The organism is Acinetobacter sp. LMB-5, from assembly GCF_001541635.1.
Lineage (GTDB): Bacteria > Pseudomonadota > Gammaproteobacteria > Pseudomonadales > Moraxellaceae > Acinetobacter > Acinetobacter pittii.
Genome location: NZ_LRDR01000006.1, coordinates 1 through 23,293, shown reverse-complemented (window position 1 = coordinate 23,293; position 23,293 = coordinate 1). Strand labels below are relative to the sequence as shown.

The 23,293-nt window shown below is 39.1% G+C and carries 19 protein-coding genes; 7 read left to right on the top strand and 12 right to left on the bottom strand.

Features of this window, described 5'->3' with window-relative positions:
- Window positions 1–32 precede the first annotated feature (32 nt).
- From AW165_RS08995 to AW165_RS08985, 3 genes are all read right to left on the bottom strand, one after another.
- Window positions 33–1,526, bottom strand: a complete 1,494-nt coding sequence (locus AW165_RS08995; RefSeq protein WP_060465588.1) for a nicotinate phosphoribosyltransferase — start codon at window positions 1,524–1,526, stop codon at window positions 33–35.
- Window positions 1,527–1,537: 11 nt separating this feature from the next.
- The gene (locus AW165_RS08990; RefSeq protein ID WP_014206822.1) at window positions 1,538–2,422 is read right to left on the bottom strand and encodes a phosphoribosyltransferase family protein; all 885 of its coding nucleotides are present in this window, start codon (window positions 2,420–2,422) and stop codon (window positions 1,538–1,540) included.
- A 181-nt stretch (window positions 2,423–2,603) separates the two neighbouring features.
- Complete coding sequence (locus AW165_RS08985; RefSeq protein WP_060465587.1) at window positions 2,604–3,407, bottom strand: sulfite exporter TauE/SafE family protein; 804 nt, start codon at window positions 3,405–3,407, stop codon at window positions 2,604–2,606.
- A 98-nt stretch (window positions 3,408–3,505) separates the two neighbouring features.
- Here AW165_RS08985 and AW165_RS08980 point away from each other — a divergent pair, with 98 nt between their 5' ends.
- Window positions 3,506–4,294, top strand: coding sequence for an AraC family transcriptional regulator (locus AW165_RS08980; protein WP_060465586.1), 789 nt, complete (start codon window positions 3,506–3,508; stop codon window positions 4,292–4,294).
- On the opposite strand, the gene AW165_RS08975 is transcribed toward AW165_RS08980, so the two are convergent.
- Genes AW165_RS08975 through AW165_RS08960 form a run of 4 tightly spaced genes read right to left on the bottom strand, consistent with a single transcriptional unit; the run spans window position 4,289 to window position 7,570 of the window.
- Window positions 4,289–4,780, bottom strand: a complete 492-nt coding sequence (locus tag AW165_RS08975; protein WP_060465585.1) for a GNAT family N-acetyltransferase — start codon at window positions 4,778–4,780, stop codon at window positions 4,289–4,291. The two genes, AW165_RS08980 and AW165_RS08975, sit on opposite strands and share 6 nt — an antisense overlap.
- Window positions 4,777–5,541, bottom strand: a complete 765-nt coding sequence (locus AW165_RS08970; protein WP_017481100.1) for an ABC transporter ATP-binding protein — start codon at window positions 5,539–5,541, stop codon at window positions 4,777–4,779. The genes AW165_RS08975 and AW165_RS08970 overlap by 4 nt, the downstream gene beginning before the upstream one ends.
- Window positions 5,538–6,548, bottom strand: a complete 1,011-nt coding sequence (locus AW165_RS08965) for a FecCD family ABC transporter permease (RefSeq protein WP_081410591.1) — start codon at window positions 6,546–6,548, stop codon at window positions 5,538–5,540. Before AW165_RS08965 ends, AW165_RS08970 begins: the two co-directional genes overlap by 4 nt.
- A 2-nt stretch (window positions 6,549–6,550) precedes the next feature.
- Complete coding sequence (locus AW165_RS08960; RefSeq protein WP_060465583.1) at window positions 6,551–7,570, bottom strand: ABC transporter substrate-binding protein; 1,020 nt, start codon at window positions 7,568–7,570, stop codon at window positions 6,551–6,553.
- A gap of 650 nt (window positions 7,571–8,220) precedes the next feature.
- Between AW165_RS08960 and AW165_RS08955 the strand changes: the two genes are divergently transcribed.
- The 3 genes from AW165_RS08955 (at window position 8,221) to AW165_RS08945 (ending at window position 13,472) form a co-directional block, all read left to right on the top strand.
- Window positions 8,221–9,768, top strand: a complete 1,548-nt coding sequence (locus AW165_RS08955; RefSeq protein WP_060465582.1) for a tyrosinase family protein — start codon at window positions 8,221–8,223, stop codon at window positions 9,766–9,768.
- A 42-nt stretch (window positions 9,769–9,810) separates the two neighbouring features.
- Window positions 9,811–11,775: a multicopper oxidase family protein gene (locus tag AW165_RS08950; RefSeq protein ID WP_060465581.1), complete on the top strand. Its 1,965-nt coding sequence runs from the start codon at window positions 9,811–9,813 to the stop codon at window positions 11,773–11,775.
- A 353-nt stretch (window positions 11,776–12,128) separates the two neighbouring features.
- Complete coding sequence (locus AW165_RS08945; RefSeq protein ID WP_060465580.1) at window positions 12,129–13,472, top strand: PepSY-associated TM helix domain-containing protein; 1,344 nt, start codon at window positions 12,129–12,131, stop codon at window positions 13,470–13,472.
- A 140-nt stretch (window positions 13,473–13,612) separates the two neighbouring features.
- On the opposite strand, the gene AW165_RS08940 is transcribed toward AW165_RS08945, so the two are convergent.
- Entirely contained in the window at window positions 13,613–14,233 is a 621-nt protein-coding gene (locus AW165_RS08940; RefSeq protein ID WP_060465579.1) for a TetR/AcrR family transcriptional regulator, read from the bottom strand.
- Window positions 14,234–14,399: 166 nt separating this feature from the next.
- On the opposite strand from AW165_RS08940, the gene AW165_RS08935 reads away from it, so the two are divergent.
- Together AW165_RS08935 and AW165_RS08930 are read left to right on the top strand one after the other, a co-directional pair.
- On the top strand, window positions 14,400–15,977 hold the full coding sequence (locus tag AW165_RS08935) for an MFS transporter (protein WP_060465578.1): 1,578 nt from the start codon (window positions 14,400–14,402) through the stop codon (window positions 15,975–15,977).
- Window positions 15,974–17,059, top strand: coding sequence for an HlyD family secretion protein (locus AW165_RS08930; RefSeq protein WP_060465577.1), 1,086 nt, complete (start codon window positions 15,974–15,976; stop codon window positions 17,057–17,059). The genes AW165_RS08935 and AW165_RS08930 overlap by 4 nt, the downstream gene beginning before the upstream one ends.
- A gap of 58 nt (window positions 17,060–17,117) precedes the next feature.
- Here the strand turns inward: AW165_RS08930 and AW165_RS08925 are convergent, their stop codons facing one another.
- From AW165_RS08925 to AW165_RS08915, 3 genes are all read right to left on the bottom strand, one after another.
- Window positions 17,118–18,509: an amino acid permease gene (locus AW165_RS08925; RefSeq protein ID WP_060465576.1), complete on the bottom strand. Its 1,392-nt coding sequence runs from the start codon at window positions 18,507–18,509 to the stop codon at window positions 17,118–17,120.
- Between the two features lie 104 nt (window positions 18,510–18,613).
- A complete protein-coding gene (locus AW165_RS08920; RefSeq protein WP_060465575.1) occupies window positions 18,614–20,182 on the bottom strand; it encodes a CoA-acylating methylmalonate-semialdehyde dehydrogenase in 1,569 nt (522 codons plus the stop codon).
- 108 nt (window positions 20,183–20,290) lie between these two features.
- Window positions 20,291–21,673: an aspartate aminotransferase family protein gene (locus tag AW165_RS08915; protein WP_081410590.1), complete on the bottom strand. Its 1,383-nt coding sequence runs from the start codon at window positions 21,671–21,673 to the stop codon at window positions 20,291–20,293.
- Window positions 21,674–21,770: 97 nt separating this feature from the next.
- On the opposite strand from AW165_RS08915, the gene AW165_RS08910 reads away from it, so the two are divergent.
- Window positions 21,771–22,688 (top strand): LysR family transcriptional regulator, encoded by a 918-nt coding sequence (locus tag AW165_RS08910; RefSeq protein ID WP_060465573.1) that lies wholly within the window; start codon window positions 21,771–21,773, stop codon window positions 22,686–22,688.
- 49 nt (window positions 22,689–22,737) lie between these two features.
- On the opposite strand, the gene AW165_RS08905 is transcribed toward AW165_RS08910, so the two are convergent.
- Window positions 22,738–23,293, bottom strand: a 556-nt coding sequence (locus AW165_RS08905; protein WP_155859637.1) for a type I secretion C-terminal target domain-containing protein, incomplete at its 5' end; no start/stop codon positions are given.

Here is a 23,293-nt window from a genome sequence, read left to right as displayed (position 1 = left end):
CGATACTCATGCAACGGCTCATCTAAACTCAGTTATGCGATGGATAAACGCTCACGAATTTGATCCAAAGTACACTCATATTGAAGTTTACCATTTTCAAAGACGGTTTTTAGTGCTCCGCCTTGTTCTTGCTCGGCTGTTTGCTCATCAAACAAGGTAAAGCCATTTTCACTTTCTTCGATGCGTAATAGACCTTTCGCAGATTTTTTCACACCTGAGTCTGTAATTGGGTCTTTAAACAACTCACGGCCTACACCATTCACTTGTCCCCAAGTCGCTTTCACAGCAAATCCAAAAGTATCGCGAGTTAAGTAGTTATAGGTAAAGCTGCCGATCCCAAACACCAAGTTGTTTGAAGCAAAGCCTTTAGCTTCAAGGCCTTCTAAAATACGCTGTGCACGGTCTAGGGTAATCGAGTCACCGTAAATTAAACCGACACGTTCATTGAGTACTTTATAGCCTTGGTCAGTTGTTGTACCGCCAAACACGTCCCATAAACATTCAACTGCACCTTTGTAAGCTGGGTTGCCGACTTCGGCATCTGGGTCACCACAAATAATTTTAACTGGGTCACCAGAGTCTGGTCGGAAAACCAATTTAGCCAAGCCTAAAGCATTGGGTTGTCTTGCCAAAATTTCAGGTTTTAAAGCCACCGTAAATTCTGTAATGACTCGCCAAAAATCCCATGTATCAGACACAATACTGACAACACCCGACGGATAAAGTTCGCAAATTAAACGCTTAAATGTTTCTAGCTCACTGTTTTCCGTACCCATACACATCACACTGTGTTCGGTCGCTGGTACAGATACCCCAATCACCCCTGTAGCATTGTAATATTCTTCTGCGTAGTCAATTGAAGCAACCGAGTCTGTTCCAATAAAACTAGTTAAGTGTCCCACACCAGACTGAGCAGCATCATAAACTCCACTCATGCCACGGCTACTAAAATCGTGTCCTTGCACAGGCACAAAATCGAGTGGTGCACCAGTTTTTACGGCGTATTGAGTTAATAAACGTTTGTACTCATAAGCAATAGTGGCGGTTGTACAGCTTTTCCAAAGCTCAGCACTTAACACGGTTTCAATATAGTTAGTTAACCAAAAGAAACGCGGGTCAGTGTTAATCACGGTGAGCACAGGTACACGCATATTGACGCGGCTACCTTCTGGCAATGCTTTAATGCGTAATGGTAAATAGCCCAAGTCGTGTAACGCTTCAATGTGATCAACTGGCACAGCACCTTCACCTAATGAACTATCCATACGGCGTTTATAAGCAGCCACTACTTTTTGTTTAGGTTGTTTAAAAAAGCCTTCATTCCATGTATCGATTAAAAAGTGTTTGATAAAACCCTGAAGTCCAAAGAACACAACTTTATCGTCGAAGTCAGGTAACATCTTGGCGAGTCGAGATGAACGCGGTGTAAAGTTTGCGTACACGTACTCTGTACATGCTGGATACTGACGTCTGTGATCCGCTTTATAAAAATCGATAGCGTTTAATGGATTAAGTTTAATCGTCATCTTTGTTCTCTTTATTTTGCTGCAAAAGCAATTACTGAAATTTTGTCTGATGGTTGTTGTGGAAAGCTGTCTGAGGTGAATAGTTGATCTAACAGTCCATCAAAAACCTCTATTCCTTTACTGAAAATACCGTGGGTCACATATAGAACGACCTTATGGCAATTGAGGCGACGCAGTTCTTTGGCAATACCAATAAAGGTTGCACCGCCGTCGCAAATGTCATCGGTAATGACCGCTGTGAGGCCTGATAAATCAGTTGCATGTACATGTGTACCCAAAATTTTGCCAGACACTGGGTCACGTTTTTTATCACACTGAACAATAGTGATTGGCTGTTTGCGCTCGCCATTAAAAGCACTTGCAACCATTTGTGTACGTGCTTTTGCCCCTTTGTCTGGGCAAATCAGTACTGTTTTTTCATCTTTTAACAATGTGCTTAGCGCTTCACTCTTTTCGATGATGTCGACTGAACTCACATTCACAACTTCACTAAAAGAAGTATTGGCAGCAAGCAAGGCTGTTGTTACTTCACTATGACAGTCCCAAACAGTGATTTTGCCTTGTTTGCCCGCTTTTTTGTCGGCATTGATGTTAAGTAACTTGGTCATCACATCAAGTGAAAATGCTTGGCCTACTGCACAAATACGATCCTGACGTGCATATGGAAAATACGGAATTTCTAGGTCAACGGTTAAGCCTTGAGTCAGCAATATATTTTCAAGTAGTAAATAGTCCATCACATCGTGACTTGAGGCCATCTTTGCACGGACCAATACCTTGCCAGATAGTGAACCTAAGGTTGTCTCATCAATTTGAACATGACGCTCGCCACCAGAAAACTGCGTAAATTTCACTGGAATTTCATTTCTTGCCGCATCTAAAAGCTGGATAGCCATATCATCCTCTTTTTGTCTGATGACCTTCGATGAATATATAGTGGCATAAAGCCACTATATATTTCAAGTCTATTTTTCAAACTTTTTTTAAAGCCATTTAAGACATAAAATTTACAGTTTTAGAGCATTTAGAGATTTGTTATTTAAGAAAAATTATTCTTCAAACAATTGAAATAAAAAATTAATTTACTAAAAGCATGACAAGTAGAACTATTATTAAAAGTAGCGGATACAACTTTGCCCGCCATAAATCAGGTAGTTTTGAAATAAATTTTTCTGAAAAATATAGCCCAATCCATGTTCCAGCAACCAAGAATAAAGTAGCTTCAAACCAGATTAGACCGATAAATCCGTTGGGTGTAGATTGCCAAATTGACAATACACAATAGGTCAGCGTTGCAGTTAAAGACAAAGGCAGCGTGAGAATGTTTGCAATAGCCGCGGCCTCTGCCATAGAACTACCCCGACGCCGTAATAAAGGAACTGTCATTACGCTTCCTCCAACCCCTAAAAGTGCTGCAACCCAGCCAATAACTCCGCCTTTAATAAGTTCGCTGTTTTGACCATCATGTTGCCTTTGCACTGATGTCACCATAAACCCTGGTCGGTAATAACAATCAATAATGGTTATGAACACATAACCCATAAATATCCAGCGAAGCCAATTTCCATTAAACAATGAGGCCATTAACGCACCGACAATTCCACCAAGTGCGATACCACCGCCTAAAAAGCGGATCTTTTGCCAATCTATATGTCCAGACCGATGGTGCCGAAAGGTTGCAAAACTTGCCGAGCAGAGCATGACAAAAGCTGATGTAGCTACGGCAATTTGCATGGCATGTATGCTGACACTGCTTTCATTGCCCCACTTTTGAAGAATGACTGTATAAAGCAAAGGCACAGCAACAAAACCGCCCCCAAAGCCAAATAACCAAGTGGTTATGCCTGAAAGTAGTCCAAATAAAAATAGCTCATATAGCATGATTATCTTCCTCATATTTATAGAGGCATGATATAAAATAGCCTTATGGCAAACTAACGTAGAAAAGCCATATTTTTATTTATTTCAGCCAAAAATATATGCGTAATATTCCAATTAATGATGTAGACCATCTACCGCAAGCGGTTCTAGCGTTAGGGTCAGATTATCCTGCTGATACTTTGTTACATACGCATAGCCATCGCCGTGCTCAGTTCTTATATGCACCCGAAGGACTCATGAAAGTTGAAACTGAAGATGGACAATGGCTTGTGTTGCCTTATAGCGGTGTATGGATACCCGCAGGCAAACCACATCAGGTATGGCTATCTAAGGTCAGTACTTATAGTTTGTATATAGAAGCAGACCATGCACCAAGACAGGCATCATATTGCGAGGTTATACAAGTCTCACCTTTGCTACATCAGCTACTCATTCAGGCAAATCAGCTACCTGTTGACTACCAACGTGCAGGCCGTGACGGCGCTCTTATCGATTTGTTGTTATATGAGTTAGAAGCTGCACCAGCCCTACCTCTGTTTATTCCTCTGCCTCACAACACATTATTATCTAAACAGTGTGCTGAGTTTATGCAGCATCCCGATATTCATAGCAGCCCTAAGGATTGGGCACATGACCACAATAAAAGTGAGCGGACTTTTTACCGCTGGTTTAAGTCAGAAACGGGCATGTCCTTTCAGACTTGGCGTAATCGGGTCTGCATCATCTATGCTTTAAATGCCTTAAAAGCGAATATCTCAATTACTGAAATTGCTTTTAGCTTGGGCTATGAACACTCGGCAGCTTTTACTGCAATGTTCAGTAAAATTATGGGTTATCCGCCTACCCATTTTCAAAAAAGATTTCATGCGCATGATAAAGCGCTATAAAGATTTACTCATGTGAATGGTGTCATACGTATCAATCCATTCTCGTTTAATAACGTCAAAGCCTTGGAGCCGCCAAAACTTTTCAGCCGCTGGCAAAAATGGATGAGTATGCAAATAGAAACTAGTAATAGCATGGTTTTTGGCATGGCTAAACAACATTTTACATAGCATGGTTGCGATACCCTTACGGCGGTATTCAGGCAATACAAACAACTTAACGACTTCTACCGTATTAGACGGCAAATTTAAATCAAAACGATGGTCATAAGCTCGATATGCAATGGTGCCAATAATGCGGTTTTGATCTTTTACCGTAATAAAGCAGCCCAATGGATCATGAACATAATATTGCTCAAAATTTTGTAAATCTTTGGGAACTTGCCCATGATAAATTTCTGGGAATAAAAGCTGTCTAGTATAAAGCACAAACTCTACCGCTGACTCATAATCAGTTTTTCCCACTAGCTGATAATTCAACATATTCATAGCCAAGAATGATCAGGTATCACAATCGTTTTGTCTTGAATCATGGCTTCATGGAACTCAACATCGTAGACACTTTTTAAAAACTTCGGATCGGTGATTCGTGTTTTAGACTCAGGCTTAACGACTTCGTGTTGGCGCATAAAAAACAAATGATCGGCAAATAAAAAAGCTAAATTGGGATCATGCATAATCGCAATCACCGTAAAATTTTGCCGCGACAACTGACGCAATTTTTTCATTAAATAAGACTGATAATAAACATCGAGATGGTTGGTTGGTTCATCAAGCAAAATGACTTTCGGGGCTTGCACTAAAATACGGGCAATCATGACCAATTGTCTTTCGCCACCCGATAGCTCGGTATAAGGTCGGTCACGTAAATGCTCAATGTCTAAATCAAGCAAAGCTTGGTCTACACGTTCCCAGTCTGATTTTGAAGGACGATATCGGCTAAAAGCAGCACGTCCGGTAATCACTACATCTTTAACCAAAAATGGGAATACAGTTTTATGAAACTGCGGTAAAAAGCCGAGCAATGCAGCCCGATCTTTCCCTTTAAAGTCCGATAGTAGTTTTCCAGAGTAACGAATCAAGCCATCTTTTACAGGTTCTAGGCCAGCCATCAATTTAAAAAGTGTCGATTTTCCGCAACCATTACGCCCTAAAATGACGGAAAACTGATTTTCAGGAAACTCCAGATGAATGTTTTTGAGAACCTGTTTGTGCCCATAGGCATAATTTAACTGATCAATTTGAATCATGCCCAATGAGTCCTCTGTGTTTTCATTAATAATAAGAAAAATGGTGCGCCAAGTAGCATGGTAAAAATACCAATCGGTATTTCAAACGTCAGTAAAACCCGAGAAAAGTTATCAATCATGAGTAGGAAACTACCGCCCAACACCATATTGGCAGGAATGCTGTAGCGATGATCTGGCCCAACCAACATTCTCACAATATGCGGCATAAACAGCCCATATAGACTAATAATACCTGCCGCAGCCACAGAAGTTGAGGTACATACAGTCACTAGCGCAATTAAAAGAAGTTGTTCCCACCTTGGGTTAACACCCACGGCCTGCGCTTCTTCAGCACCGAGTGCCATTAGGTTTAGGCGCCAACGCATCGCAAATAATCCAGCAAGACCAATACAAATAGGCAGCACGGCATATTGAACCTTTTGCCAAGAAGCTTGATGTAAATTGCCCATGGTCCATTGCACAATCGCTTGTAATTTAAATGGATCACTTAAATATTGAATAATCGTGAGACCTGCTAAAAACAGCCCCGAAACAATCATGCCCGATAAAATTACCATGACTAAAGACGTCTGGCTTTCATGTTTTTGATGTGCAAATAAATATGTTAAGGCAACAGCACACACACCAAAAATAAAGGCTGATAGATTTGGCGAAAGCCAACTTAAAGAAAGTGCTAAAGCTGCACCAAACGCCGCACCAGATGAAATACCGAGTACATATGAGTCAACTAAAGGATTACGAAACAATGCCTGTAAACCATTTCCCGCAGTTGCTAACGCAGCTCCCACCATAAAGGTCAGTAAAATTCTGGGTAATCTCACATTTACGAGAATGTTTTGCATCAGTCTAAATTGCTCAGCATCAAAATATGGCGTACCAAAAACCGCTTGCACACCCCACCGCAAATAATCCCATGCACTCAATGTTTGAGTTGGCCCAATAAGCAGCGAGATAAAAATCATGAGGAAAGGTAAAGGGTAAAACCAATAATATTTCATTTTTTCCATTTTTATTGCACCAACGCTTTGGCAAGGTGCTCACCATACAACTTGGTTAAAATACGCTGTTGTAAAGCACTTACAGGTAAATCGGACTGTTCGGGATAAATACTGTGATTCAAATAAATCGCCGTAATAATAATTTTGATGGTGTGTGGGTTATATATAAATGCAGGACTCAAATTAAATACCTTTCGGTTTTGCACAGCACTTAAACCCTGTAATTCTTTTCGTTCATAAATCAATTTTGGGTTGGTATTCCAAAGCACAATATTGTCAGGGTTCCATTCAATGAGGGTTTCGGGGTTTACGTTGGGTTGGTTAGCAGCGGTCTGAACAATATTGCAAGCACCTGCGAGTTCAATAAAGTCATTGGTAATCGACTGACGTCCCGAGGTAGAAAAAATTCGGCCACCAGACCAAGCATAGTAAATCGATTGTTTATTTGGCTGACGAGCCGTTTTGGCTGCGACTTCTGCCACAATTTCATCAGAGAAATTTAAAATTTCCTGAGCTCGCTTTTGGGCTCCGCTCAGAATAGCAATTCCAGAAAGTTCTTCTTTCACTTGTTTGTAGGTGCCTGACTCCATGACATATACGGCAATGCCAAACTGCCGTAACAGTTCAATTGTTTGGGTCTGCCCGCTTCCTACAATTACCAGGTCAGGTTTTAACAGCACCAGACTTTCAATATTGGTTGCATTTGCCCCTTGTGAAGGCGTAGCAAGCTGTTTATTGGCAATACGTTGATCTATTTTTGAGTAGGCATTAAATAATAAAGGTTGGATGTATACTTCGGCTGGTATGCCAATCACTTTATGACCTTGCCCTAGCATATATAAGCCATCTAAACCTGACTCAAACAGAGAAACAATTCTTTGAGCGGGTTTGGCTACACAGACTTTTGTATTTGTACTATCAAAGACACATATCGAATGGGCCGCTAACTTTTCTTGCGCTTTACCACTTTGTTCAGATGAAGAACATCCATATAAGATGAATAAAGTGAGTAATGAAGCTAATAACTTCATTACGGCATGCCTTGCACAAATACAGTGCAAAATAAAAAGACGTGCCTATTTGGTGCATTTTTCATATGAAAAAAACACCATAAGTGAGCAAGACGGTTTGAATCATCATTTATAAGTTAGTAAATCAAATGTTGTACTAAAGATAAGAGTAATTAAGCAATAAAAATGCCAAAATTACAAAATAAACTTAATAATCATGTAATTGTAATTTTTATTTTAAAACTCAAAATATAGATAGCCCTATACAAAACCTTTAGAGCATGCATGCTAACCATTCAAATAAAATAATTTTTAATATTTAACTTGAATCAAAAAGTTTCATATCTAACATTTCATTTAACAATGAGGCTTCAAACCCATAAATTTAAAAAAAACAAAATACATTAAGAAAAAATATAATTATTTTTATTTTAAAAATCTTTTAATTATTAATAAAAGCACATTAAAAACAATATACTAAATAATTAAGTTTTTCTAAAAAATTACAGGATTTAAAATTAAATTTTTTCATTATTAATATTAAATATAAACCTTTAATAAAAACTTCTTTATATGCTAGATTAGATTAAGAATTACCCAAACCAAGGGTAAATTCATACATTACTAATAATCACATATAAGAATATTAAACATGACAAGGATTTAAAATCATGAAGAGAAATTATTATATTTTAGGAACTCTATTGTGTGGTATGAGCTTAACGACTCATGCTGACTCACTACGAATAAGTGCCACGGAGTTTGCAAAAGATCCAGCCAAAGTAAGCTCATTACAAAAGGGTCTGGAAAAAATGCGAGCAAATAATAATGCTCCCCCTTTATCACCGGAGTTTCGTACAAGCTTTAATTACTGGGCCAATACACATGGCTATTTTGGTACAGGTAAACATGCAACAGACAAAGATTATTATGTTAATCAATACCGTATGCCACAGTGTTTAGAGATATATAGTAAAGCAGTATGTGACAGTTACTATAAGCATATTCAAAATTCACCAGTCCCAAATGATGGTTTTACCGATGACGTTTGGGGTACATGCCAACATGGCAATCTAAATTTCTTACCTTGGCACCGTATGATGCTTTATTTTTATGAGCGAACAGTACGTAAATATGTTGGGCAAGATTACTCTCTTCCTTATTGGGATTATTACCAAGAAAAAGCTGCTAATGGTAAAGGCTTAGCACTCCCTCAATTGGTCCGAGGTAAACAAGCAGGTACCTTATATGATCAGTTCCGTACACCGGGTTTAAATGCAAATATCAGCGCCATAGATCCAGATAATGCCAGCGCTGCTCAAGCATTTAAATGGGATAACTTCACAGACTTCTCTAACCAATTACAGTCTCAACCCCATGGTGTAATGCACTGTGCAGTCGGTAAAAACTGTGTGCTACCAGATATGGGATTTGTACCTATTGCAGGCTTAGACCCTGTATTTTATATGCACCATGCAAATATCGACCGCTTATGGCAATGCTGGTTAAATAAAAAAGCAAATGGGCAACCAATTACGCTTGAATGGGCCAAGAAAAATTTAGGTATGCCAGATAGTTGGTATGACACCCGATATACCTTTGCAGATGAAAACGGCAACAAAGTCACCATGACCATTGCTGATGTATTCACCCCCGGTAAAATCCCAGTGCGATATACCAATGAAAATGCTTGTAAAGTTGAAGCTACTGTCATGAGTAGTAAAGGTGCTGAAAAAGCAAACCTATTTAAAATGAATCATAAACCAGTTAGCAGTAATAAAAGCATTAAGCTTATGGGGGTAACTCAAAAAGTAGCTTTAGCCCCTCAAACTGCAAGTTTCCTAGAGAACTCAAGTCAACTTACTCAAACAAAGCTCTCATCAGGACAAACCTATTTAATATTAGATAATGTCCAAATGATTGGTAATCCAAATCTGACCTATAAGATCTATCTATCTCCCAAAAACAAACCTGACCAAAAAATTTACGTTGCCACAATTAACTACTTCGGTGTGTTAGATCATGACCACGGCGGACATCCGGGTCATATTGGTCAATTGGTGTATCAAGTCAGTGATCAAGTTAAGCAATTAGGCCTGGCGGCTGAAGACTTAGAAGTTCAGTTTGTTGCTACTGATTTAACGCTTGATCAAGTGAAGGAAAAAGTAAGCTCTCAAGGCTTGAGTATTTCTCAGGTTCGCTTAGAAACTACAAAATAATAATTAAGGGAGAGGCCTGATTTTTTCAGGCCTATATTCATTATGAAAATAGCCCATTTAATATTATGCACGCCTCTAACTTTAGTAAGTTGGTGTGTATCAGCAAATGATTCTTCTGAACGTGTATTAGAAGACCCACCCGATATGACTGTTGCACGTAAACATGTTGCATTACTTGCTGCACCCAACCCGACAGTGTCATCAACAAATACGCCGCAAATGCAATCTTCAAATGAAGCATTATTTACATGGGAGGTTAAAAAAACGAGGAACAAACTATGGAACCCAGCGACAAATCGTTATGACGAAGTTGTTTTACGTAGTTATCAAGGTACAGATACACAGCCCAATACACCTTATATTGCTCCGACGATTGAAGTATTTCCGGGAGAAACTGTACGAGCAAACTTAGATAATCAACTTGATATAGACCCGATTACTCACAAAAAATTTCCTAAAGACCCAAGTTGTACTGGCGATCATTTTGATGTGAATAAACCCCATTGTTTTGATGGCACTAACATGCACACTCACGGTTTATGGATTAACCCAGCAGGAAATAGTGATAACGTTTTAATTTCGATTAATCCAGGTGTTAATTTCCAATATGAATACAACATTCCACCCGATCATCCAGCAGGAACATTTTGGTATCACCCACATCGACATGGTTCAACCGCTATTCAAGTTGCAAGTGGTATGGCGGGAGCTTTAATTATTCGTGGATATCGTCAGCCTACCCCAAATAAGACAGGTGATTTAGATTTACTCACTTATGGTTTCAAAGAAAGAACGTTAGTTTTTCAGCAAATCCAATATGCTTGCTATGATGCTAACGGAAATATCGAAACCGATAGTAATGGCAACTATATTTGCCAAAACAATCAAATTGGTGAAATTAGAGATTATCAGGGGTTTGGCCCTGGTGATTGGGGGAAATCAGGCCGATATACGAGTATTAATGGCGAAATACAACCTTTCATTACTCAAGCGGTTGCAGGACAAGTTGAGCGTTGGCGAATGGTACATGCAGGTGTCCGCGACAGTATCAACTTAAGCGTTCGTCAAATGCAAAATATTCCTTCCAAACTCGATTTGACCCCAATGGGTGAAAAGAAATTATTAAGTGAGAGCTGTACAGGGCCTATTGTAAACCAACACCTGATTGCAGCAGATGGTCTAACCTTTAAACAGGTTATGGATAAAACAGTTACCGTTTTTCAACCGGGTTACCGTTATGATGCATTAATGCAATTTCCTGAAGAAGGCCGTTATTGTTTAGTTAATGAAGCGGCGTCAGCTTCGGCTAACGTAGACCGTACATTTTCACAAAGACGCTTGCTGGGTATCATTCAAGTTAATAAAGCCACTTCAACACCTCAGTCTTTAACAACGGCGTTAAGCAATAATGCAGTACGCAATATTGCCCCAGATATGCGTCCTGCTGTGCTTCAAGATTTACAACAAAATCTAAAGCTTAGTCATTTTGTTCCTCATCAGGACTTACCAGCAACAGCAAATAAACAATTTTTAGAATTTAATATTGATACAAATGCTGATCCAGTTCAGTTTCAGGTGAATGGAAAACCGTATCAACCAGATCGAATTGACCGTACGCTCGAGTTAGGCAAAACCGATGAATGGATACTCACCTCTAAATTAGCCAGCCACCCTTTTCATATTCATGTAAACCCATTTCAAGTCGTGGCAGTGTATGACCCTAACGGTAAAGATGTCAGTGATATAAATGCCGTGGATGACTATGACAAAACGGCTGCCCCTGATCCACAATATCGCGGTCTAAAAGGGACATGGAAAGATACAATCTGGGTTAAAAACGTACAAGGAGCCAGTTATAAAGTCATTGTTAGAACCAAGTACGAACGCTACATCGGTGACTTTGTATTGCACTGCCATATTTTAGATCATGAAGATCAAGGCATGATGCAAAATATTCGAATTAGTCTTTCAGATGGAAATGGTGGTATTTCCCAAGGCCATCATTAATTTGGGACTGTATACAATTTTATTCTAATAAAACCGCTTATCCTAAAATAAGCGGTTTTTAACATTTTAATTCTGATATTTATGTCATCTGTTCTTATAGCGAAAGGTATGCTAAAGAATCAAGATTATTTTAAATAATAAGTTGTTTCATTATTAAATATGTCATGTAAATAAGATGTTAAGGCGTAAGTAAAAAATATATAATTTACCAAGTAATAAAAACCATTTAATTATCAAACCAGACAATATGCCTAAGAGCTACTCAAATAATTTAATACTGGTTACAGCTCAATCAGCATCAAGATAAATAAGTCGTTATAATCCGTCCAACACCTGACAAACATTCTCTTCTGATGCTGACCCAATCATCCTTCTGGCATAGTCTTTACCGTTTAATTCATATTTATGCTGGTATTTTTATTGCGCCATTTATCTTGTTCGCAGCAATCACTGGTTTACTCTATGCAATTACGCCTCAAATAGAGCAAGCGATTTATAAAGATGTTCTATATGTTGAGCCACTGAAGCAACCGCCACATATGCTGAGCCAGCAAATTGAAGCCGCAAAGCAAGTAATGCCTAAGTCTGCACAGGTGATTGAAGTTAGACCAGCCCCAAGTGCTGACCAAACAACTCGTGTAATTTTCTCAGATCCTATACATGATTTTACGAGTGAAGCCGTTTTTATTGATCCTTTTACGCTTCAAGCCAAAGGCCATCTAGCGGTTTATGGTACCAGTGGGGTTCTGCCGTTTCGGACTACACTCGACCAACTACATAGCAATTTATTACTAGGAAAATGGGGTCGCTTTTATAGTGAACTGGCAGCAAGCTGGTTAGCTATTTTGACTTTAACTGGACTATATAATTGGTTGAAACGTCGTCAAAATCTTAAAATTAGACAAACAGAAAAAAATAGATTACTGAAATGGCATAGCACGTTGGGTTTAGCGTTATTCCCTCTCTTATTAATAATCGCCATTACGGGTCTTACATGGTCCGAGTGGGCTGGAGATAATATTCGAGTTGCTCGTCAATGGCTCAGCTGGCAAACCCCAACATTGGCAACTTCGCTTCAAGAAGATAATTTACCTACAGTGATGCACCCTGAGCATCACGACATGCCGCACAGTGAAAACCTTAACCTAAATATTATTCCAAGTGAATATGATGCTGCTCTTGAAATCGCCAGAGTACATGGCATTGACGCAGCACAAATACAAATCAAACCACCTACCAGTGGTAATCAAGCTTGGGAAGTCGCCGAAATTCAGCGTAAATGGCCAACTCAAGCAGACAGTATCGCAATTGATATGGAACACCATAAAGTCATCGATCAACTTGCTTTTAAAGACTATTCACTGGTGGCAAAGCTCACTCGTTGGGGAGTTGATGCGCATATTGGGGTTTTATTTGGCTGGATAAATCAATTGGTACTGGCAATTTATGCTTTCGCACTCTGTATTATGATTATTTACGGATATAAAGCTGCGTTTAAAAACTCAAATCTAAAACTCATGACAACTCACTTTGTTGGTCAAAGCTTATCAGTTTGGAACCGTGCAACTGGCTCACAAAAAACAGGGTTAATCTTGGTGGGACTGGTGTTAGGGCTAAGCTTACCTATTTTTGGTTTTAGTATTTTATTTACGCTGTTTATCTTTACTATGCGTAAATATATTCCGTCTAAATCGTAAATCTTGCTAAAAAGGAGTTCGTTTTCAATTCAACTCCTTTTTTAACTAAAAATTTCAAAGCAACGATTTTACTAAGCTTTAAATCACTCGAGAATAAAATAATTTTAAAGTATTCATTTTTAAATCATTTAATAAAGAAACTAACTCTGACAATACTTAATATTTTTTAAAAATAAATCAATAGCGTATTCAACCCAAGTACTAATTTCATTCTCTGATATTAAATAATCAGGATGTGTCAAACATTTTAGATGAGCATCACTTCTTAATAACGATAAAAATATATTCGCAGCAACTTCTGAAGAAGAGCTTAATTCAATTTCGCCCTGTCTAACGGATTTTTCTAGATATCCTGCAATGATATTTGCCAGACGCTTTGGACCCAATTCAAAGAATTTTTCAGATAACTCAGGGAATCTTACAGCTTCTGCAATACAAACCCTAAAAAAAGCCAAACCTGAATGCGATAATATAAAACACAGATAGGTCTTCCCAATTTCAGTTAGAGCTGAGCGTAAATTGTCAGCTTTTGTCTCAACTAAAATAATTTGTTTTTGCATGTTGGTACATTGACGTTCAATCACCGCTGCAAACATCGCTTCTTTATTCTTATAGCAACCATACATTGTTGCTTTTGAAACCCCCGCTTCCTTTTGAATCATGTCTGTCGTTGTGCCACTAAAGCCGTGGATCAAAAAAAACTTTGTTGCTGCATCCAGAATTTTTTGATCTTTTTCATTGGTTTTAGTTGTAACAGACATATTAACCTTATAAAAATTTTAGCGATTTCATTCTAAGTGTAACTCATCGAAAACGTCAAAATCGAGAATTGACGGAAATTTAATTAAAGAGTAGAGTACCGATCGGTACAGTTCAGTAAATATCTGCTCCGTGCAATGAATGGATGTTTAAGATTTAAGGTAAAAAATGAATACAAAACCACTCATCGGTTTAGCAGGTGCAATATTTGCTGCAATGACTGTTGAATTTAATAACCGAATTACCAGCATTACTTTAGTCGACATTCGAGGTGCTATGGGCATTAGTGTCGACTCGGGTTATTGGGTTAACAGTATTTACGCAAGTGCGATGATTATTGGCATGATCCTGTCTACGAGTTGGGCAGTCATTTTTTCTATGCGCAGAGTTCTTCTTTTTGCTATAGGACTTTGCCTTTTTTCTAGCGTTTTAATTCCTTTTAGTCCAAATATCGAAATCTTTTATCTATTACGTGGTTTACAAGGGCTCGCCAATGGTTTAACGATTCCTTTGCTCATGGCCTGTGCGCTTAGATTTTTAGGACCTGATATTCGACTATGGGGATTAGCCTGCTATGCATTAACTGCGACATTCTTTCCCAACTTAAGTGCTGCACTCTCAGCTTTTTATTTAGATGTAATTGGATGGAAAATGATATTTTTCCAAACCATTCCTTTTTGTGCGCTAAGCGCTGCGCTGGTGTATTTTGGTATTCCCCAAGATCCTCTTAATTATTCAAGAATAAAAAATTACGATTGGATGGGTGCCATTTTAGCGATTATTAGCTTAGCGAGCCTGAGCACAATGTTGTTGCATGGCAATCATTTAGATTGGTTCCATTCCCAATTAATTTGTGTATTAGCCTTAATTAGTGCGATTACTTTACCTTGGTTTTTCATACATGAGTGGCGTTATCCGTCACCACTCATTAAACCGCAAATGCTCGAAATCAGAAATTTTGCTTATGCTGTTTTCGCACTCTTTTGCTTTGTCATTATTGGTATGTCCACCAGCACATTACCACTCAATTACTTAAGTGCAGTGCATGGCTATAAACCCACTCAGACCATGTGGATTGGCTTACAAATTGCGGCATTGCAATTTATCTATATTCCTATTGTTGTGAAGCTTTTAAATCAAGCTTGGGTGGATAGCCGATATGTACACGGGTTTGGTTTACTTCTGGTCATTGCGGGTTGCCTAGGTGCAAGTCAACTTGATACCACATGGAATCAAGACCAATTTTATTTTTGGCATGCAATCTCATGTCTGGGGCAAACCTGTGTCGTGCTCTCGCTCTTAATGATGGGGACAAACAGTGTTCACCCAACTATGGCAATTTATGCATCCCCTATGATTAATACCCCGCGTGCGATTAGCGGTGTACTGGGTGTCTGTATTTTGGATTGGATCAATAGAGTGCGCGGTGAATACCATTCAACACGGCTGATTGAAAATACCGCCCAACATGTTTTCCAAAATATTCAAGGCCCTCTCATTAATCCACTTACTCCCCCTGTACTCACTGCAAATGGTGCAGATCGTGTTTCAGGTGGTTTATCTGCTCTCAACTCTGCGATTCAAGCGCAACAATCAGTTTTAGTTATTAGCGATCAATATCTCATCTTAGCTGGCCTTACCGCTATTTTGTTCATCGTGATGTTGATTTTGCCAGTTCGAACTTATCCGCCACGTATTGCTCTCATTAAGTTAATGAATAGTCATAACTCAGGAAAATCTTTATGAGTACTCTCGAAGCCCAAGACCCCCCCCATACCGAACCGCCCAAGTTAACCAAGGTGCAATTTCTCAAAAAGCATTGGGTTATGGCTATTGCGTTTATTATTGTCTTAGCATCTATTCTGTGGGTTTTAAAAGTTATATTTTTACCTTCTTCCGTTGTTAAAACTGACGATGCACGGGTAGATGTAGAGTACTCAACGATTGCCCCTAAGGTATCTGGCAATATTGAGGAAATTTACATTAAAGATCACCAGACCGTAAAAAAAGGCCAACTTTTAGCAAGAATTGATGCACGTGACTATCAAGCTGCTTTAGCTGAAGCTGAATCTAATTATGCAAAAGCACAAGCTGACGTGAGTGAAGCGATGCTGGCTGTTGAGAGACAACCGACTGTTATTCGAGAAACAGAAGCACAGCTAAGAAAAGTAGAAGCTGGAATTAAACTCACAAAAGACAATACGGCGCGTTATGAGCAACTACAGGCACTTGGGGCCGAGTCTAGATTAATTACACAGCAATCTAAAACTACTTTGACTGAACAATATGCTGACTTAGACAGTAGTAAAGAAAAAGTGATTGATGCACAGTATCAGCTCAACCAATACAAGATTCAGGTACAAGCCAAACAAGCTGCTCTTAAACAAGCACAAGCCGCACTTGATAAAGCAAAACTGAATTTGAGCTATACAGAGGTTCGTGCGCCTATTGATGGCATGATTGGTCAAAAGTCAGCTAACGTAGGTAACTTTGTGAGTGCTGGTAATCCATTAATGGTCGTTGTGCCTTTAGACCAAGTCTATGTAGAAGCAAACTTCCGTGAAATTGAGTTAAAAAAAATCAAGATCGGACAACCTGTTAATGTCTATGTAGATGCTTATAACGTTGAGCTAAAAGGTGTGGTAGACAGCTTCTCTCCTTCTACTGGCGCATTTTTCTCTCCGATCTCTGCAACCAATGCGACTGGTAACTTTACCAAGATCGTTCAACGCCTTCCTGTACGCATCAAGCTCATTGAAAATCAAAAAGATGTTAAATTATTACGTCCTGGTTTATCTGTTTTAGTATCAATAGATACGACTAAATAGTTAGTCTAAATCTTGGAACATGAGAGAAAAAAGAGACCTTTTATGGTCTCTTTTTTAATTAATCTAAATTCATGGCAACCGCTCTGGTTGCTTTACGCTTTCGCGTGACGAACAACCCACAACCCACCACAAGCGAAGTTACCCCTAAAGATAAAGTGGTTTCATAACTATATGCTGGCGATAAGAACATATAAGCCAACACACTTAAAATAATGATGATGACAAACCAAGTCAGCCATGGGAATAACCACATTTTAAATGGTATTTCCGCTCCAGCTGCTTCTAACTTATGTCTTAAACGCAATTGGGAGAAAGCAATAACCAAGTACACCAGTAAAGCAATTGACCCTGTGCTTGAAAGCAATAAGCCAAATACTTTTCCAGGGAATACATAGTTAATGACACAACACACTAAACCAATAAAAGTTGAAGAAAACACAGCTATTGCAGGTACACCCGCATAATTGATTTTAGTTACGGCTTGTGGCGCTTCACTACGAGTGCCCAAACGGAATAACATACGAGAAGACGTATAAATTGCCGCATTCATACAGCTCGCTACGGCAATAAACACGACCGTATCAATGATGAGTTTAGTGCCCGGTACGTTTAAGCTCATTAAAACGTATTGGAATGTCCCGTACTTTTGTAAGTCCGGTGAACGCCAATCGACAAGTGAAACAGCAATAAACATTGAGACCACAAAGAAAAGAATAATACGGTACAGCACCAAATTGGTGGCACGTCTAATTTTCTGTTTAGGGTTAGATGACTCGGCTGCGGCAATCGAGACAATTTCTACTCCAAAGAATGAAAATGCCGTAATTAAAATAGCAGATAAAATTCCGCCCATACCGTGCGGCATAAACCCAGCGTTGTTATATAAATTGGCAACTCCACTAACATTTTTAGCTAAAGGCCAAATACCTGAAATTGCCAAAATACCAATAATAATGAAACCAATAATGGCCACTACTTTGACTAGAGAAAACCAGAACTCAAACTCACCAAAACTTTTAGTACTAAAAAAGTTGGCCAAGCTTAAAAACACAATAAAACAGAACGCATAGATAGAAACTGAAACGTTCGGAAACCACGAATGTAAAATTTCAGCGCCTGCAATGGCTTCAACCGGAATCGCAAGCACCCAAAACCACCAATATAACCAACCAATGGTAAAGCCTGCCCAAGGACCAATCGCTTTACGGGCATATGTAGAAAATGAACCAGTGTCCGGCTCTAAAACGGCCATTTCACCTAACATTCGCATCACCAGAAATACCATAATGCTGGTAATGAGGTATGCAAGAATTACTGCTGGGCCCGCCTTGGCAATTGCAGAGGATGAACCGACAAATAAACCTGCACCAATAACACCGCCAATACTAATCATTGTGATATGGCGATTTGAAAGTCCTTCGCCTAATTTTTTTGTTGTATCATTATTCATATTTCAATCCTTAAAAATATATTTATAAAAACAATCTATTACATGTTTAAAATCCTACGATAATGAAAAAGGGAAAACTTATTGTTTTCCCCTTGTTGCAATAATTAATTTAAAGTTGGCATTGAAAATTGTTTTGCTTCACGGACCTGAGCAGATGGCCAACGTTGCGTAATGGTTTTACGGCGTGTGTAAAAACGGACACCATCTGGACCATAAGCATGTAAATCACCGAATAATGAACGCTTCCAACCACCAAAGCTATGGTAAGCAACAGGTACCGGTAAAGGCACATTAATACCAACCATACCAACTTGAATATGACTGCTAAAATAACGTGCTGCTTCCCCATCACGGGTATAGATACAAGTACCGTTGCCATATTCATGGTCGTTAATGAGTTGCATGGCTTCTTGCATAGTATTCACACGCATAACTTGCAACACAGGACCAAAAATTTCTTGTTGGTAGCTGGTCATGTTCGGCGTGACTTGATCAATTAAAGTTGGTCCAACAAAGAAACCTTTTTCGTAACCTGTCGGTTTTGCATCACGACCATCTACCACAATTTTTGCGCCTTGTTGTTCTGCACTTTGAATATAGGCTTGTACCTTGTCTTTATGTGCTTGGGTAATAAGTGGCCCAAAGTCGTTGCTTGTATCTGCATAGTTGCCGAACTTCAATTTTTTCATTTCTTGAGTCAGCTTATCAATGACTACATCGGCAACTTCATCACCAATGGCTACTGCTACCGAGAGTGCCATACAACGTTCACCTGAAGAACCAAAAGCTGCGCCTAACAATGAAGTTACTACGTTATCAATATCGGCATCAGGCATGATAATCGCGTGGTTTTTTGCCCCACCTAATGCTTGGCAACGTTTGCCCGTGGATGTTGCAGTACGGTAAATATATTCGGCAATTGGTGTTGAACCCACAAAGCTAACCGCCTGAATACGAGGATGATGCAATAAGGCATCTACCGCTTCTTTGTCACCATTCACCACATTAAACACGCCGTCAGGTAAACCCGCCTGCTTTAATAATTCTGCAAGGTATAAAACCACAGAAGGCGCTTTTTCCGAAGGTTTTAAAATAAAACAATTACCGCAAACCAGCGCCATTGGGAACATCCACAAAGCCACCATAGCTGGGAAGTTAAACGGTGTGATCCCAGCGACAACACCTAACGGTTGGAACTCGCTCCATGAGTCGATATCTGGACCGACATTTTTTGAATATTCCCCTTTTAAAAGCTCTGGTGCGCCGCAAGCATATTCAACATTTTCAATACCACGTTGTAATTCGCCTTGAGCATCATGGGAAATTTTACCGTGCTCTTGCCCAATCAAAGCACAAATCTTTTCGGCATTTTGCTCTAATAATTGTTTGAACTTAAACATGACACGTGCACGTTTAATGACTGGTGTATCTCGCCATGCAGGAAATGCTTGTTCGGCTACCTGAACTGCTTCATTTACCGTTTGAGCATCTGCAATTTCGACTTCTTTACTAATTTCACCCGTCGCAGGATTGTAAACTGGCTGTTTTCTTGCCGTTTTAGATACAATTCTTCCTTGAATGAAATGCCCTAGCACTTTTTTGGCTTGTTCACTATGCGTACTATTTTCAGTTGAAACTTCTTCATAGCTAAAATTTTCTAGGCCATTTGTCATTATTGTTACTCCTTACTACAATTAGTTTTCAGATCAAACTGTATTTTTCATTTAGTTTTTAAAGAGCATCTATAGACTTTACCGATGCTCTTAAAATGTTTATAAGCCTTAATTCACTTGATAAAGTGCATCGCCAACAGCATTCAATAAGCGGTCAATATCTGCTTCTGTACTGTTAAACATTGGACCGAACTGAAGCGTGTCTCCTCCAAAGCGGACATAGAACCCTTCTTTCCAGAGTTTCATACCAAGCTCGAAGCCTCGGATTGTGGCATCGCCATCACGTGGTGCTAACTGCAAAGCACCAATCAAACCACAATTACGAATATCTAAAATGTGCGGTGCGCCTTTTAAGCCATGCAACTTTTTTTCAAAGGTTGGTGCTAACGCCGCAGATTGAGCTAACAAGTTTTTCTTCTCTAAAACTTCAAGCGCAGCTAAAGCAGCCGCACAAGCAACCGGATGTGCCGAATAGGTATAGCCATGGGTAAATTCAATGGCATGCTCTGGTAAGTCTTGTTGCATAAAGGCTGAGTAAATTTCATGGCTTGCCACCACACCACCTAAAGGAATGGCACCATTGGTCACTTGTTTCGCAAAATTCAAAATATCTGGTGTAACCCCAAAATATTCTGCTCCCGTCCATGTTCCTAAGCGGCCAAAACCTGTAATCACCTCATCAAAAATTAACAAGATGTCATGCTGATCACAGATCTCTCTTAAACGTTGTAAATAACCCGTTGGCGGTACAATACAACCCGCCGAACCGGAAATAGGTTCAACAATTACGGCTGCAATATTTGAAGCGTCATGTAATTCAATTAACTTAAGCATTTCATTGGCAAGTTCTATCCCACCTGTTTCTGCACAGCCTTTGGTAAAAGTTAAATTCGGCTGCAAGGTATGCGGTAAATGGTCTACATCCATAAGCTGACCAAACATTTTACGGTTGCCACCAATACCGCCTAAGCTTGTTCCAGCAACGTTTACACCATGATAGCCACGGGCACGACCAATCAATTTTGTTTTGCTCGGTTTACCTTTAATACGCCAATATGCACGCGCCATTTTAATAGCGGTATCTGCCGACTCTGAACCTGAGTTGGTAAAGAAAACATGTTGTAATTTTTCAGGCATATGCTGAACAATTTTATCTGCCAACTTAAAAGACAACGGATGACCAAACTGAAAAGCTGGCGAGTAGTCGAGCTGACCTAATTGAGCACTCACCGCTTGTTGAATTTCAGGAAGCGTATGACCAGCACCACAAGTCCATAAGCCTGAAAGTGAGTCATAAATTTCACGGCCCGAATCATCAATTAAGTACGACCCTTTTGCACCCACAATCATACGCGGATCTTTAGCAAAGTTTCGATTTGCAGAGAAAGGCATCCAGTGTGCTTGATAATTTATATGCATATTGTTATTAGTTTGAACCGCATCCAAAGTATGCTCTGAGTCGCTGAATTTATCCGTATCAAACATAACCATTCCTGTTTATTTTCAAATTATGGTTTGAGTGTACATAGCGTGATAAGTTTGATAAATTCAAATTATCTTGAGTTTAGATTTAAAAAAACAAAACTAAATGAAACCTAAAAAATTAAATCAAGTCACTGATTTTGATATTAAATTACTTAAAATATTTAAAACGGTTTGCGACTGTCACAGCTTTACATCTGCCGAAAGTATTTTAGGTATTAGTCGTTCTGCAATTAGTTTGCATATGAGTGATTTAGAAAATCGTTTAGGCATTCGACTATGTCAGCGAGGCCGTGCTGGGTTTGCCTTGACCGATGAAGGACGGGAAATTTTAGAATATATCGAAGTACTCACAGCGGCGATTGAAGACTTTCGTTCTAAAGTCAATCAAATGCATAACCGCCTTAAGGGTGAGTTTAATATCGGGATTATTAACAATCTTGTGACTATGCCTAGAGGCTATATCACCAATACGTTGACCCAACTTGCAGAGGAACATGCCGAGGTTATTATTAACATTAGTATGAGTACTTTGTCAGATATTGAATGCCGTGTACTCGATAACCGTTTGCACGCAGGCGTTATTCCACTTGTTACACCTTTGTCTGGTCTAGACTATTTCGACTTATATAGTGAAAGTTCATTTTTGTACTGTGGCAAAAACCATCCGTTGTTTAGCCAGTGCAGCAATATGAATCTAGATGAGTTAAAAACATGGCAAGCGGTCCTTCCTAATTATGCGATCACACCAGAAGCAGCAAGGTTGCATCAGCTTTTAGACTGTAAGGCGACAGCAAGTGACCGTGAAGGCATCGCATTTCTGATTTTAACTGGAAAATTCTTGGGTTTTTTACCCGACCACTATGCAAAAAAATGGGTTGAAGATGGTTTTATGCAAGCTGTTTCAAAGGAGAAAATGCATTACAGCACACCCATTTGTTTAATTACTCACAAGGGCAAAAACCACAATATTATTTTAAAAACTTTTATGGAGATGCTTGAGAAGCGGATCGTTGGGAGTTAAAAAAAAGAGACCATTAACTGGTCTCTTTTTTAGTCTATTATTAAACAACTTAGTGAATAAAGGTATTTGAAGCTATTAAGTTCTCTAAAGTATCATGCTTACCAGTAAGCAAAATTAGTTCTTGCGAATGATACGTAGATTGACTAGACCCATCTCTATCAACTGAAATAATTAGCCCCACCTCAGTATCTTTTACAGAAATATAATCTTGAAGATTTCCATTTTCATTTATAAGCAATTGAGACAAATCAATTTTATCATTCTCTACGAGATTAAAATCCGTCCACTCACTCTTAGCATTTCCGCCTAAATTATCTGTATTATCAAGAACATTAAAAATTAACGTGTCTGTGCCCGCATTTAAAGTATATGAATAAGTTTGATCTGCTGTAATTGCCTCAAATACATCATTACCAGTTGTACCCAGTACAGTTTTGGCAATATGTTGCTCAATTTGTGCCTTATCCCAGACTGTTCCATCATCAAATACAATAGATGATAATTGTCCCTCACCAAAATGAATGGTGGCAGTTGAATCATTGAACGTAATAACTCTATCCGCGCTAGCCTGTTTTAAAATAATTTCATCAGCTGAAACTGATTTT